This window comes from Actinotalea sp. Marseille-Q4924 (genome assembly GCF_916618755.1).
Classification (GTDB): domain Bacteria; phylum Actinomycetota; class Actinomycetes; order Actinomycetales; family Cellulomonadaceae; genus Actinotalea.
Genome location: NZ_CAKAKB010000003.1, coordinates 313,758 through 327,153 on the forward strand (window position 1 = coordinate 313,758; position 13,396 = coordinate 327,153).

General features: G+C 73.4%; 10 protein-coding genes and 1 pseudogene. 9 read left to right on the forward strand and 2 right to left on the reverse strand.

Going from position 1 to position 13,396, the window contains the following annotated elements:
- The first annotated feature begins 53 nt into the window (after window positions 1-53).
- From LG379_RS08180 to LG379_RS17075, 6 genes and pseudogenes are all read left to right on the forward strand, one after another.
- Window positions 54-1,301, forward strand: a complete 1,248-nt coding sequence (locus LG379_RS08180) for a PotD/PotF family extracellular solute-binding protein (protein WP_225754087.1) — start codon at window positions 54-56, stop codon at window positions 1,299-1,301.
- A 125-nt stretch (window positions 1,302-1,426) separates the two neighbouring features.
- Entirely contained in the window at window positions 1,427-2,533 is a 1,107-nt protein-coding gene (locus LG379_RS08185) for an ABC transporter ATP-binding protein (protein WP_225754902.1), read from the forward strand.
- A gap of 3 nt (window positions 2,534-2,536) precedes the next feature.
- Window positions 2,537-3,457, forward strand: a complete 921-nt coding sequence (locus LG379_RS08190) for an ABC transporter permease (protein ID WP_225754088.1) — start codon at window positions 2,537-2,539, stop codon at window positions 3,455-3,457.
- Between the two features lie 110 nt (window positions 3,458-3,567).
- Window positions 3,568-4,335, forward strand: a complete 768-nt coding sequence (locus LG379_RS08195; protein WP_225754903.1) for an ABC transporter permease — start codon at window positions 3,568-3,570, stop codon at window positions 4,333-4,335.
- Between the two features lie 56 nt (window positions 4,336-4,391).
- Window positions 4,392-5,687: a saccharopine dehydrogenase family protein gene (locus tag LG379_RS08200; protein WP_225754904.1), complete on the forward strand. Its 1,296-nt coding sequence runs from the start codon at window positions 4,392-4,394 to the stop codon at window positions 5,685-5,687.
- 395 nt (window positions 5,688-6,082) lie between these two features.
- Window positions 6,083-6,796 (forward strand): annotated as a pseudogene (locus tag LG379_RS17075) (GGDEF domain-containing protein); the annotation flags it as partial.
- A gap of 72 nt (window positions 6,797-6,868) precedes the next feature.
- Here the strand turns inward: LG379_RS17075 and LG379_RS08210 are convergent.
- Together LG379_RS08210 and gabT are read right to left on the reverse strand one after the other, a co-directional pair.
- The gene (locus LG379_RS08210; RefSeq protein ID WP_225754089.1) at window positions 6,869-8,251 is read right to left on the reverse strand and encodes a transaminase; all 1,383 of its coding nucleotides are present in this window, start codon (window positions 8,249-8,251) and stop codon (window positions 6,869-6,871) included.
- A gap of 54 nt (window positions 8,252-8,305) precedes the next feature.
- On the reverse strand, window positions 8,306-9,688 hold the full coding sequence (gene gabT, locus LG379_RS08215) for a 4-aminobutyrate--2-oxoglutarate transaminase (RefSeq protein WP_225754090.1): 1,383 nt from the start codon (window positions 9,686-9,688) through the stop codon (window positions 8,306-8,308).
- Between the two features lie 257 nt (window positions 9,689-9,945).
- On the opposite strand from gabT, the gene LG379_RS08220 reads away from it, so the two are divergent.
- The 3 genes from LG379_RS08220 to LG379_RS08230 all read left to right on the forward strand — a co-directional run bounded on the left by LG379_RS08220 (window position 9,946) and on the right by LG379_RS08230 (window position 13,394).
- Window positions 9,946-11,253 carry an RIP metalloprotease gene (locus LG379_RS08220; protein ID WP_225754091.1) on the forward strand — a complete coding sequence of 436 codons (1,308 nt, stop codon included), beginning with the start codon at window positions 9,946-9,948 and terminating at the stop codon, window positions 11,251-11,253.
- Between the two features lie 55 nt (window positions 11,254-11,308).
- Window positions 11,309-12,439 (forward strand): flavodoxin-dependent (E)-4-hydroxy-3-methylbut-2-enyl-diphosphate synthase, encoded by a 1,131-nt coding sequence (gene ispG / locus LG379_RS08225; RefSeq protein WP_225754905.1) that lies wholly within the window; start codon window positions 11,309-11,311, stop codon window positions 12,437-12,439.
- Window positions 12,440-12,509: 70 nt separating this feature from the next.
- A complete protein-coding gene (locus LG379_RS08230) occupies window positions 12,510-13,394 on the forward strand; it encodes a GNAT family N-acetyltransferase (RefSeq protein WP_225754092.1) in 885 nt (294 codons plus the stop codon).
- The last annotated feature ends 2 nt before the right edge of the window (window positions 13,395-13,396 follow it).

Consider the following 13,396-nt stretch of genomic DNA (forward strand, 5'->3'; position numbering starts at 1 on the left):
CGACGTGCCCCGCGGATCCACACCCGGGGCAGTGATCCGACAGGAGCCCCCCTGTGAAGCGTCCCGCCCCCTCGGACCCCGTCGTCCGCGCGCTCGTCCAGGCCCAGCTGGCCCAGCTCGCCCGGCGCCCCGGCGTCTCCCGCCGCTCCGTCCTGCAGACGGGCGCCGGCGTGGCCGGCGTGGGCGCCCTGCTCGCCGCCTGCGGGACGGGTGGCACGCCCACGGCCGAGGGGACCTCCGACGGCGGCCCGGTCGAGGACGTCTCCGAGTCGGACCCCACGGTCAACTGGGCCAACTGGACCCTGTACCTGGACTACGACGACGAGAGCCAGACGTACCCGACCCTCGAGCGCTTCACGGAGGAGACGGGCATCACCGTCAACTACGCCGAGGACATCGAGGACAACGACTCCTACTACGGGCGCATCCAGGGCCAGCTGGCCAACGGCCAGGACATCGGCCAGGACATCGTCACGCTGACGGACTGGATGGCCGCGCGGATGATCCGCCTCGGGTACACCCAGGAGCTCGACAAGGCGAACATCCCCAACTGGGAGAACCTGCTCCCCGGGCTCCGGGACGTGACGTTCGACCCGGGACGGGCGCACTCGCTCACGTGGCAGTCCGGCTTCGCCGGGATCGCCTGGAACAAGCAGGCCGTCCCGGACGGGCTGCGGAGCGTGTCGGACCTGTGGAACCCCGACCTCGCCGGCCGCGTCGAGGTGCTCAGCGAGATGCGCGACACCGTCGGTCTGATCTTGCTCGAGCAGGGGGTCGACCCCTCCTCGGAGGACTGGGGCGACGACGAGTTCTTCGCCGCGCTGGAGGTGCTCGAGCAGCAGATCGGCTCGGGCCAGATCCGCCAGGTGCGGGGGAACTCGTACGCCGAGGACCTGGTGTCCGGCGACGCCCTCGCGGTCATCGGCTGGTCCGGGGACATCACGGTCCTCAACTTCGAGAACGGCGACAACTGGGAGTTCCTCCTGCCGGAGGCCGGCGGCACGCTGTGGAGCGACAACCTCATGGTGCCCGTCGGCAGCCCGCGCAAGGCGAACGCCGAGAAGCTCATGAACTACTACTACGACCCCGCGGTGGCGGCCGAGGTCGCCGCGTACGTCAACTACATCTGCCCCGTGGAGGGCGCCTACGACGAGATGCTCTCCATCGATCCCGAGCTCGCCGAGAACCAGCTGATCTTCCCGAACGAGGAGACCCTGTCGCGGGCCCGTGTCTTCCGGGCGCTGACGCCCGAGGAGGAGACGCGGTACAACACCGAGTTCCAGTCCGTGATCGGGAACTGACCGCCGTGAGCGCTGACCTGCACGTGGACCCCGGCCGAGCCGAGCCGCCCGGCAGCCGGGGCGTCCCCGGGACCGCCCGTCCCGCCGCGCCGACCGGGCCGGCCGGCGGGGGGGCCGACCTCGTCCTGGACCGGGTGACCAAGGAGTTCGGCACCTTCACCGCCGTCGACGACCTGTCCCTGACCATCCCGTCCGGCTCCTTCTTCGCGCTCCTGGGCCCGTCCGGGTGCGGGAAGACGACCACCCTGCGCATCGTGGCGGGGCTCGAGGCGCCGACCCGTGGCCGCGTGCTGCTGGGTGGCGACGACGTCACCGGGACCCGGGCGTACCAGCGCCCGGTGAACACGGTCTTCCAGTCCTACGCCCTCTTCCCGCACCTGACGGTTCTCGAGAACGTCACGTTCGGCCTGCGCCGCAAGCGTGTCGCCGACGCCGAGCAGCGCGCGCGGACGGCGCTCGACCTCGTCGAGATGGGGCACATGGCCGACCGCCGCCCCTCGCAGATGTCCGGCGGCCAGCAGCAGCGCGTCGCCCTGGCGCGCGCCGTGGTCAACAACCCGGCGGTGCTGCTCCTGGACGAGCCGCTCGGCGCCCTGGACCTCAAGCTGCGGCGGCAGATGCAGACGGAGCTCAAGCGCATCCAGCTCGAGGTCGGGCAGACGTTCGTGCACGTCACCCACGACCAGGAGGAGGCCATGACGATGGCCGACACGGTCGCGGTCATGAACCACGGGCGCATCGAGCAGATGGGTGCCCCCGAGGAGCTCTACGAGCTGCCCCGCACGGCGTTCGTCGCCAACTTCCTCGGGCAGTCGAACCTCCTCACCGGCCAGGTCCAGGAGGACGCCGGGGAGGCGGTCGGCGTCGACGTCGGCGGACGCCGGCTGTGGGTCCCCAAGAGTCGCGCGGTGTCGACCTCCGGGCCGGTGCTGGTCGGTGTCCGGCCGGAGAAGCTCCACATCTTCTTCGCCGACGAGGGCGTGCCGGACGACTCGAACGTCATCGGGCCGGGCCTGGTGACCGACGTGGCGTTCAGCGGCGTGAGCACGCAGTACCAGGTGCTCGTGCCGGGCCTGGGGACGATCGGCGTCTTCGCGCAGAACGTCTTCGGCGGCAGGACGATCCGCGTGGGTGACGAGGTCATGCTGGGCTGGGCGGTCAAGCACACCTTCGGGCTGGACGGCACGGAGGACGCGACCGCCGGCGCCCTGCTCGAGGACGAGGAGGCCTGAGCGATGAGCGTCGTCTCCGCGCTCGGCCACGGCGGGGGCACCGGCACCGCCGCTCCGGCACCCGCGCGGCGTGCCCGCGGGGGCGCCTACCTCCTGCTCGCGCCCGGCCTGCTGTACCTCGCCCTGTTCTTCGTCGTCCCGGTCTTCGCCCTGCTCATGACGTCGCTGTACGTGCCGGTGCCCGGCGGCGACGTCGGTCAGTTCCAGCCGGCGTTCGAGTGGCAGAACTACGTGCGGTCCCTGGAGACGTACTGGCCCCAGCTCGTGCGGTCGTTCGCGTACGCGGGGATCGCGACGGTCCTGGCGTTCTGCATCGGGTACCCGATGGCGTACGCCATCGCCGTCAAGGCCCGGGGCCGGCCGTTCCTCCAGGCGATGCTCCTGGTCCTCGTCATCGCCCCGTTCTTCACCAGCTTCATCCTGCGCACGATCGCGTGGAAGCAGATCCTCGCCGACGAGGGCTTCGTCGTCGCGGGGCTGCGGGCGCTGTCGGTGCTGCCGCCCGACGGCCGTCTGACAGCGACCTCCGTGGCCGTCGTCGCCGGCCTGACGTACAACTTCCTGCCGTTCATGACGCTGCCGATCTACGCCAACCTCGAGCGGCTGGACCCGCGGCTCATCGAGGCCGGCGCGGACCTGTACGCGAACGGGCCGACGACGTTCTGGCGCGTCACGCTGCCCATGTCGATGCCCGGGGTCGTCTCCGGCACGCTGCTGACCTTCATCCCGGCCTCGGGCGACTTCGTCAACTCGGTGCTGCTGGGGAACAACAGCACGACGATGATCGGCCAGGTCATCGACTCCCGGTTCTTCAAGGTGAGCGACTACCCGACGGCCGCGGCGCTGTCCTTCGTCCTCATGCTGGCGATCCTCGTGCTCGTCGCCGCGTACATCCGCCGCGTGGGCACGGAGGAGCTGCTGTGAGCGGCACCGTCGGCACGAGCGTCACGGCCGGGGTCACCGCCCGGCCGGCCGACGCCGAGGGCCCGGACCGCCCGCCCGCTGCCGGCCGCCGGTCGTGGCGCCTGGGCGACATGGTGGTACCGGTCTTCGCCGGGCTCGCCTTCCTCTACCTCATGGTGCCCATCGCGTACACCGTGGCGTTCTCGTTCAACGTGCCGGGCCGGACGAACCTGGTGTGGCGCGGCTTCACCCTGGAGAACTGGCAGAACCCCTGCGGGGCGCCGCAGGTGTGCCAGGCGCTCGTCAACTCGCTCCAGGTCGGCGTCATCGCCACCGTCGTGGCGACGGCGCTGGGCACGCTCATCGCGCTGGCGCTCGTGCGCTACCGGTTCCGGGGCCGCACGCTGGCCAACCTGCTGATCTTCCTGCCGATGTCGACGCCCGAGGTGGTCCTCGGGGCGGCGCTCCTGGCCCAGTTCCTCAGCCTCCGCGTCAACCCGGGCTTCACGACCGTGGTCCTGGCGCACACGATGTTCTGCATCAGCTTCGTCGTCGTCACCGTCAAGGCGCGGGTCGCGAGCCTGGACCCGCGGCTGGAGGAGGCGGCCGCGGACCTGTACGCGTCGTCGTGGCAGGCGTTCTGGCGGGTGACGTTCCCGTTGCTGCTGCCCGGCATCGCCGCGGCCGCCCTGCTGGCCTTCTCGCTCAGCTTCGACGACTTCATCATCACGAACTTCAACTCGGGCAACTTCACGACGTTCCCCAAGTTCGTCTACGTCTCGGCGACCCGGGGCATCCCGGCGCAGGCGAACGTCATCGGCTCGGCCATGTTCTTCCTCGCGCTGCTGCTGGTCGTCACGGCCCAGGTCCTGTCCGTGGCGCGCCGGCGGCGGCGATGACCGGCGTGGCGTCGGGTCCGAGGTCGGCGGAGGCTGCGGGGACGGGCGGCCGTGCCGTGCGGGTCCTCGTCGTCGGCAGCGGCGGGGTGGGCGACGCGGTGGCGCGCATCGCCGGCCGCCGCGGCTTCTTCGACCGGATGGTCGTCGCCGACCACGACACCGCGCGGGCCGAGCGCACGGTCGCGGCGGTCCGCACGCACCCGGCCACCGTCCGGCCCGACCGGTTCGTCGCCGCGCACGTCGACGCCTCGGACGAGGCGGCCGTGGCCGCGCTGGCGCGCGGGCACGGGGTCACCCACGTCCTCAACGCCGTGGACCCGCGCTTCGTCATGCCCGTCTTCTCCGGGGCGCTGGCGGCCGGCGCGGACTACCTCGACATGGCGATGTCGCTGTCCGAGCCGCACCCGCAGGAGCCGTACGCGCGCACGGGGGTGAAGCTGGGTGACGCGCAGTTCGCGCAGGAGGCCCGCTGGCGGGACGCGGGACGCCTCGCCCTCGTCGGCATGGGCGTCGAGCCGGGCCTGTCGGACGTGCTGGCCCGGTACGCGGCCGACCACCTCTTCTCGCACATCACCGAGCTCGGGACGCGGGACGGCGCCGACCTCGTCGTGCTCGGCGACGACGGCGAGCCGATGTTCGCGCCGTCGTTCTCCATCTGGACCACGATCGAGGAGTGCCTCAACCCCCCGGTCGTGTGGGAGCGCTCGCGGGCGGAGGCCGGTGGCAGCACCGAGGCGGGCTGGTACACGGTGCCGCCGTTCCACGAGCCGGAGGTCTTCGACTTCCCCGGGGGGATCGGCCCCGTCGAGTGCGTGCACGTGGAGCACGAGGAGGTCCTCCTCATGCCGCGCTTCCTCCAGGCCGACAAGGTGACGTTCAAGTACGGGCTCGGGGAGGAGTTCATCGGGGTCCTGCGCACGCTGCACACCCTGGGCCTGGACCGCACCGCGCCCGTGCGCGTCCGCTCCGCCGACGGCAGCGTGGTCGAGGTGAGCCCGCGCGACGTCGTCGCCGCATGCCTGCCCGACCCGGCGGGCCTCGGCGACCGGATGCGGGGCTCGACCTGCGCGGGGGTCCTGGTGACGGGGACCGGCAAGGACGGCGTCCCCCGGTCGGCCTACCTGCACCACGTCGTCGACAACGCGTGGTCGATGAGCGAGTACGGTGCCCAGTGCGTCGTCTGGCAGACCGCCGTCAACCCGGTCGTCGCCCTGGAGCTGCTCGCGCGTGGCACGTGGTCCGGGTCCGGCGTCCTCGGCCCGGAGGCGTTCGACGCGGTGCCGTTCCTGGACCTCCTCGCCGCACCGGAGCCGGAGGGCTACGGCTCCCCGTGGGGTGTGCAGGAACGATGACGCGACGTCGCCGCGGCGGTGGAGCAGCGGTGGCCCGGTGGTAGAGGAGAGGTGATATGGCCGGCAGGCGTCCCACGCCCACGGCGTTCGACGTCGCGACCGGCCACGGCCGGCGACACCTGATCGTCGGCGTCCTCGCCGGGGTACCGGTCATGGGCGTGCTGCTGGCGGCCCGCGGGCCGCAGGACCCGCACGTCCTCTACGGCTATCCGCCGATCATGGTGGGTCTCCTCGGCTACGCCTGGGTGCTCGCCCGGCGCCCCCACCGCACTGTCGCCGCCACGCGCGTCGCCCTCCTGGGTCTGGACGCCGCATGGCTCGTCGGCATCGCGGCGCGGCTCGTCGACGCCGACGACGCCGCACGGGCCTGGGCGTCCCTGTTCCCCCTGTCGTTCATGGGGGTGGTGGTGTTCCTCGTGCTGGGGTTCCTCGACCGCTCCTCGCGTGCGGCGGTCACGCACGGGGCGGTCCTCATCGGTGCCACGGTGACCGTCACGGGCGCGGGGCTGACGCGGGTGCCCGGCGGCACCGCGTACCTCGTCGACCTGCTGCGGTACGGCGCGTACCTCACCGTGGTGCTCGTGCTCCTGCGCCTGTACTCGCGCTGGAAGGACGGCCTCGTGGAGGCGACCGCCCAGGCCCAGAGGGCGCGCGCCGCCGCCGCCCGGCTGCGGGACCTGGCGTACCTCGACGAGCTGACGGGGCTGGCCAACCGGCGGCGGGTGCTCGAGGAGCTGCGGTTCCAGGCGTCCCGGGTCGACGAGGACCACCCCGTGTCCGTCGTCTACTTCGACCTGGACCGGTTCAAGGCCGTCAACGACGCCCTCGGCCACTCGGCGGGTGACGAGGTGCTGCGTGCCGTCGCGGCGGCGGCGGCGACGGTCGTCCGGCACAGCGACGTGCTCGGGCGGCTCGGCGGCGAGGAGTTCGTCGTCGTGGCGCCGGCGACGGACCGCGAGCAGGCGGTCCAGCTGGCCGAACGCCTGCGCGAGACCCTGCCGGACGCAGTCCTGCGGGTTGCGGGGCTGCGCGTCACCGCGAGCTTCGGGGTCTCCGTGCTGCACCGCCAGGAGGCGCCCGAGTCGGTCCTCGGCCGCGTCGACGAGCTCATGTACCGGGGCCAAGGACGACGGCCGGGACCGGGTGACCTCGACGCACTGAGGGCCCCCTCGGCGCGGGCGTCAGCCGACGAGCGCCTCTGCCGCCTCCTCGAACGCGACCGTGTGGGCCTCGACGTCGGAGTCCGTGGTGGCCGGGCTCATGAGCGCCATGTTGTGGAACGGCGTGAGCAGCACGCGGCGGTTGAGCGCCTGCAGGTGCAGGTACTGCTGGAGCTCGAAGTCGTCCGCCGCGGCGGCGGCCGCGCCGTCACGGGGTGGCCGCGCCGAGAAGGCGTACTCGGCGCGGCACCCGAGGCGGGTCACGTGCCAGGGGAGCCGGTACGCGTCCAGCACGCCCCGGACGCCGTCGGCCCACGCCACGGCGAGCGCGTCCATGTGACCGAAGACGTCGTCGGTGAGCACCTCGGTGAGGGTCGCCCGCATCGCGGCCAGCGACAGCGCGTTGCCCGCGAGCGTCCCGCCGACGCCGCCGACGTCGATGTCCTCCAGCTCCACGGAGGTCACGACGCGCTCCGCCAGCTCGCTCGTCATGCCGAAGGCCGCGGACGGGATGCCGCCGCCGATCGTCTTGCCGATGACGACCACGTCCGGGTCCAGACGCCAGGCCCGGGTGCAGCCGCCGGGTCCGGCGCAGAGCGTGTGCGTCTCGTCGATGACGAGCAGGACGCCGTGCCGCCGGGTCATCTCACGCAGCGCCGTGTGGTAGCCGGTCTCCGGCAGGACGATGCCGATGTTGGTCATGGCCGGCTCGAGCAGCACGGCGGCGACCGTGCCGGTGGCGAGCTCCCGCTCGAGCGCGGCGAGGTCGTTGAACGGCACGACGGCGGTCGTGACCGCCGGGTCCACCGGCGCGCCGATGTTGCCCCGCCGCGCCACCACGCGTCCCTGCTCGTCCAGCGTCGCGAACGTCTCGTCGACGCTGCCGTGGTAGCAGAAGTCGATGACGGCCACGCGCGGGCGGCCCGTCACCTGCCGTGCGTACCGGATGACGTGCCGGTTCGCGTCGGTGGCCGTGAGCGTGAACTGCCACTGGTCGACCGCCGGCGAGCCCGTGCCGAACCGCCGCGTCAGCTCCTCCGCGACCACCGCCGCGTCCGCCGTCGGCAGCATCGTGGTGATGCCGCGCCCGACCTGGTCCCGGACGGCGCGCACGGTGGCGGCGGGGGAGTGCCCCACCATGGCGCCGGTGTCGCCGAGGCAGAGGTCGACGTGCTCGTGGCCGTCGGCGCAGGTGAAGTGCGCACCGGCCGCCTCCGCGACGTGCACGGGGAAGCCGCCGGGCCACTTCGCCATCCACGACATCGGCACCCCGAGCGGCATGTGCTCGCGCCCCCGCCGGGCGAGCTCGGCGCAGGCAGGGTGGTCGGCGGCGAACCGGTCGAGCTCCTGGCGGTACGCCCGCTCCAGGCGGTCCCGGTCCACCAGGGTGGGGGTCTCGGTCATGCGCGCTCCAAGGACGGACGGTGCAGTGGGGTCGGGCGGGTCGGGTCGGGAGGCTCAGGCGCCCGCGAGGACGGCTCGCTCGAGGACGTCCAGGCCCTCCAGCAGCAGGTCCTCACCGATGACGAGCGGCGGCAGGAGGCGCAGCACGTTGCCGTAGGTGCCGCAGGTGAGGACCAGGACCCCCTCGGCGGCGCACGCCCGCGCGATCCGCGTGGTCTCGGCCGGGTCCGGCTCCAGCCCGCCCGGGCGGGTGATCTCGACGGCGAGCATCGCGCCGCGGCCGCGCACCTCCGCCACCTGGGGCGCGCGCTCGGCCAGTGCCTTCAGGCGGGGCACCACGAGGGCCTCGATCCGGCGCGCGGCGCCGGCCAGGTCCTCCCGCTCGTACAGGTCGATGGCGGCCAGGGCGGCGGCGCAGGCCGCGGGGTTCCCCCCGTAGGTCCCACCCAGGCCGCCCGCGTGCACGGCGTCCATGAGCTCGGCGCGTCCGGTGACCGCCGCCAGGGGCATGCCGCCGGCGATCCCCTTGGCCGTCGTCACCAGGTCCGGGACGACGCCCTCGTGGTCGCTCGCGAACATCGCGCCGGTGCGCGCGAACCCGGTCTGGATCTCGTCGGCCACGAGCAGCACGCCGTGCTCGCGGCACCAGCGCTCCAGCGCCGGCAGGAACCCGGCGGCGGGGACCACGAACCCCCCCTCGCCCTGGATCGGCTCGACGACGACGCAGGCGACCTGGTCCGCACCCACCTGCTTCTCGATCACGGCGGTCGCCCGCCGGGCGGCCTCCTCGCCGCTGATGGCGACGGGCTCGCGCAGGGGGTAGGAGGCGGGGACGCGGTAGACCTCGCCGGCGAAGGGGCCGAAGCCGGTCTTGTACGGCATGGCCTTGGCCGTCATCGCCATCGTGAGGTTGGTGCGGCCGTGGTAGGCGTGGTCGAGCACGACGACGGCGTCGCGGCCGGTGGCGCGCCGGGCGATCTTGACGGCGTTCTCGACGGCCTCGGCGCCGGAGTTGAGGAGGACGCTCCGCTTGTCGTGGTCGCCGGGCGTCAACCGGGCGAGCGCCTCGCACACGGCGACGTACTCCTCGTACGGCGTGACCATGAAGCACGTGTGGGTGAAGCGGCCGACCTGCTCCTGCACCGCCCGGGCGACGGCGGGGGCGGCGTTGCCGACCGACGTCACCGCGATGCCCGAGCCGAGGTCGATGAAGGAGTTGCCGTCGACGTCGACGACGACGCCGCCCCCGGCGCGGTCGACGTACACCGGCAGCGTGCTGGCCACCCCTGCCGCGACGACCGCGGCGCGGCGCTCGGCGAGCGCGCGCGACCGCGGCCCCGGGATCTCGGTCCGGAGTCGTCGCTCCTGGGGCACCGCGGCACCGCCTGCGGTGGCGGTGTGATCGGGACGGTGCGTCGTTGCGGATCCGTGCGTCATGGCGCGATGCTAGTGCGCTCCTGCGCCGTTGGGCAGGGTCGTGATGCACGAATTCCGTGGGTTCGACGACGTCGGCATCGCACCCGCCCGCCGTGGACGGCACCGGGCCGCGGGGGAGCGCTGCAGCAGCGTGTTCGCGGAGCGCGGACACAGGAGCCCCACGGACGGGGCCCTCAGGTCCCCGGGGGATGATGGTCCCGGTCTGCGGTGTGCGCCCGGTCGTCCGACCGGGCCCGCGCAGCCCGGACGGGAGCGTGATGGAGTACGTCCTCGGCGTCGTCGTCGTCGTGGTCGGGCTGCTGGCGTCGATCGCCCTCCACGAGGTCGGCCACCTGGTGCCGGCGAAGCGGTTCGGCGTGCGCGTGAGCCAGTACATGGTCGGCTTCGGGCCCACGCTGTGGTCGCGGACCCGCGGCGAGACCGAGTACGGGCTCAAGGCGATCCCTCTCGGGGGCTACGTCCGGCTCATCGGCATGTTCCCGCCGGAGGGCGTCGTCGCGGGGTCCACCCGCCGCCCCGGCCGCATGGCGGAGATCGCCCACGCGGCCCGCGCGGCGAGCGCCGAGGAGATCCGGCCGGGTGAGGACCACCGGGCGTTCTACCGGCTGTCCGCGCCGCGCAAGGTCGTCGTCATGCTCGGTGGCCCCGTCATGAACCTGCTCCTCGCGTTCGTGCTCGTGCTGGTCGCGCTGGTGGGCATCGGCCTGCCCGGCTCCCCGACGACGACGGTCGGCGTGGTCGGGCAGTGCGTGCCGACCGTCGGGGTGGACGGCTGCGGGCCGGACGACCCGGTGACGCCCGCCGCCGAGGCCGGCCTGCTCCCCGGGGACCGCATCGTGTCCTACGGCGGCGTGACCACCGGCACGTGGGACGACGTCCAGGGCGCCATCCGTGGCGCTCAGGCCGCGCAGGTGCCGATGGTCGTCGAGCGCGACGGCGAGCTCGTGACGCTGACCGTCCGGCCGGTCCTGGCGGAGCGGCCGGTCGTCGGGGAGGACGGCGCCTGGGTCGTGGACGAGGCGGGAGAGCCGGTGACCGAGCCGACACGCTTCGTCGGGCTCACGCCGACGGCCGCGATCGAGCGCCGAGGCGTCGGGGAGGCGCTGGCGTTCACGGGCACCGCGATCGCGGGCACGGCCGCCGTCATCGTCACGCTGCCGGCCCAGCTCGTCGACCTCGTGCGCGTGCTCGTCACCGGGGCGGAGCGCGACGCGACCGGCGTCCTCGGTCCGGTGGGCGTGGGTCGGATCGCCGGCGAGGTCGCGGCGGAGAGCGCCGGGCCGGCGCAGACGGCGGTGACCCTGCTCCTGCTCCTGGCGTCCCTCAACGTCGCGCTCTTCGTCTTCAACCTCCTGCCGCTGCTGCCGCTGGACGGCGGCCACGTCGTCGGAGCGGTCTGGGAGGGCGCCCGGCGCCAGGTGGCGCGGCTGCGCGGACGGCCCCGCCCTGCACCGGCCGACGTGGCGCGCATGATGCCGGTGGCCTACGGGGTGTTCCTCGTGCTCATCGCGATGGGCGTCCTCCTGCTCGTCGCGGACGTCGTCCGGCCCGTCTCGCTGCTGTGATCACGGGCCGCGGAGAGGAGATACTGGACCGGTGAGCATCCCCATCAACCTCGGCATGCCCGAGGCACCCCCGCCCGTCCTGGCGCCCCGGCGCCCGACCCGCAAGATCAAGGTGGGGTCGCTCGACGTCGGCGGTGACGCCCCGGTCTCGGTGCAGTCGATGACGACGACCCGGACGAGCGACATCAACGCGACCCTCCAGCAGATCGCCGAGCTGACGGCGTCCGGGTGCGACATCGTGCGGGTCGCGTGCCCGACCGAGGACGACGCCGCGGCGCTGCCGGTGATCGCCCGGAAGTCGCAGATCCCGGTGATCGCCGACATCCACTTCCAGCCCAAGTACGTCTTCGCGGCGATCGACGCGGGCTGCGCCGCGGTCCGGGTCAACCCCGGCAACATCCGCAAGTTCGACGACCAGGTCGGGGCGATCGCCCGGGCGGCGAGGGACGCCGGCGTGTCCATCCGCATCGGTGTGAACGCCGGCTCGCTCGACAAGCGGCTGCTCGAGAAGTACGGGAAGGCCACGCCCGAGGCGCTGGTGGAGTCCGCCGTCTGGGAGGCGTCCCTCTTCGAGGAGCACGACTTCCACGAGTTCAAGATCTCGGTGAAGCACAACGACCCGGTGATCATGGTCCGCGCGTACGAGATGCTGTCCGAGCGGGGGGACTGGCCGCTGCACCTCGGCGTCACCGAGGCCGGCCCGGCCTTCCAGGGGACGATCAAGTCGGCCGTGGCGTTCGGCGCCCTCCTCAGCAAGGGCATCGGCGACACCATCCGCGTCTCCCTCTCCGCGCCGCCGGTGGAGGAGGTCAAGGTCGGGATCCAGATCCTGCAGTCGCTCAACCTGCGCCCCCGCAAGCTCGAGATCGTCTCGTGCCCGTCCTGCGGCCGTGCCCAGGTCGACGTCTACGACCTCGCGGAGCGGGTCACCGCCGGACTGGAGGGCATGGAGGTGCCGCTGCGCGTCGCGGTCATGGGCTGCGTCGTCAACGGCCCCGGCGAGGCGCGCGAGGCGGACCTCGGGGTGGCGTCCGGCAACGGCAAGGGCCAGATCTTCGTCAAGGGCCAGGTCATCAAGACGGTCCCGGAGTCGCAGATCGTCGAGACCCTCATCGAGGAGGCGATGCGGATCGCCGAGGAGATGGAACCGGTCGACGGCGCGTCGCCGTCGGTGTCGGTCTCCTGACCCGTCGGGCCGCCCACGCCTGCCGGGGTGGTGCCCTCCCGGTCGTGACGGGCTGAGGCACAATCGGCCCATGACACGGTGGGGCGCCGGCCTCGGCGGCACGCGCTCGGACCTCGGCGCGGCGACGGACGTCGACCTGCACGAGGCGCTCCGGGTGTGCGACCGGGACCCCGTCGCGTCCGTCCTCGCCGCCTCCCGGGTCGAGGCGACGCTGGCCGAGGGCGGCCGTCGTGCCGGGACCGCGCTGTGGGGCTTCCGCCGGGACGGCCGTCTGGACGCCGTCTGCTGGGCCGGGGCCAACCTCGTCCCGGTGTGCCGCGGCGACGACGACGAGGCGCTCGACGCGTTCGCCCGCACGGCCCTGCGCCAGGGCCGCCGGTGCTCGTCGATCGTCGGTGACGCGGGCGCCGTCCTCGGGCTGTGGCGCCGGCTCGAGCCGAGCTGGGGCCCGGCGCGGGAGGTGCGGGCCGACCAGCCGTCCCTGGTGATCGACCACGAGCCGCTCGTCGACGCGGACCCGGCGGTGCGGCTCGCGCGACCCGACGAGATCGGCTCCGTGCTGCCCGCGTGCGTCCACATGTTCCTGGAGGAGGTCGGGTACTCCCCGGTCGAGGGCGGCGGCACGGCCTACGAGTCGCGCGTCCGGGCCCTCATCGCGGGGCAGCGGTCGTACGTCCGCATGGAGCGGGGCCCGGACGGGCCGCAGGTCGTCTTCAAGGCCGAGCTCGGCGCCGTGACGCGGGAGGTGGCCCAGGTCCAGGGGGTGTGGGTGACCCCGAGCCGGCGCGGCCAGGGGCTGTCCGCGCCCGGGATGGCAGCGGTCGTCCGGCTCGCACGGGCCAGGGTCGCGCCCCTGGTGTCGCTGTACGTCAACCACTACAACGAGCGCGCCCTCGCGAGCTACGAGCGGGTCGGCTTCCACCGGGTGGGGACGTACGCGACGGTGCTCTTCTGACG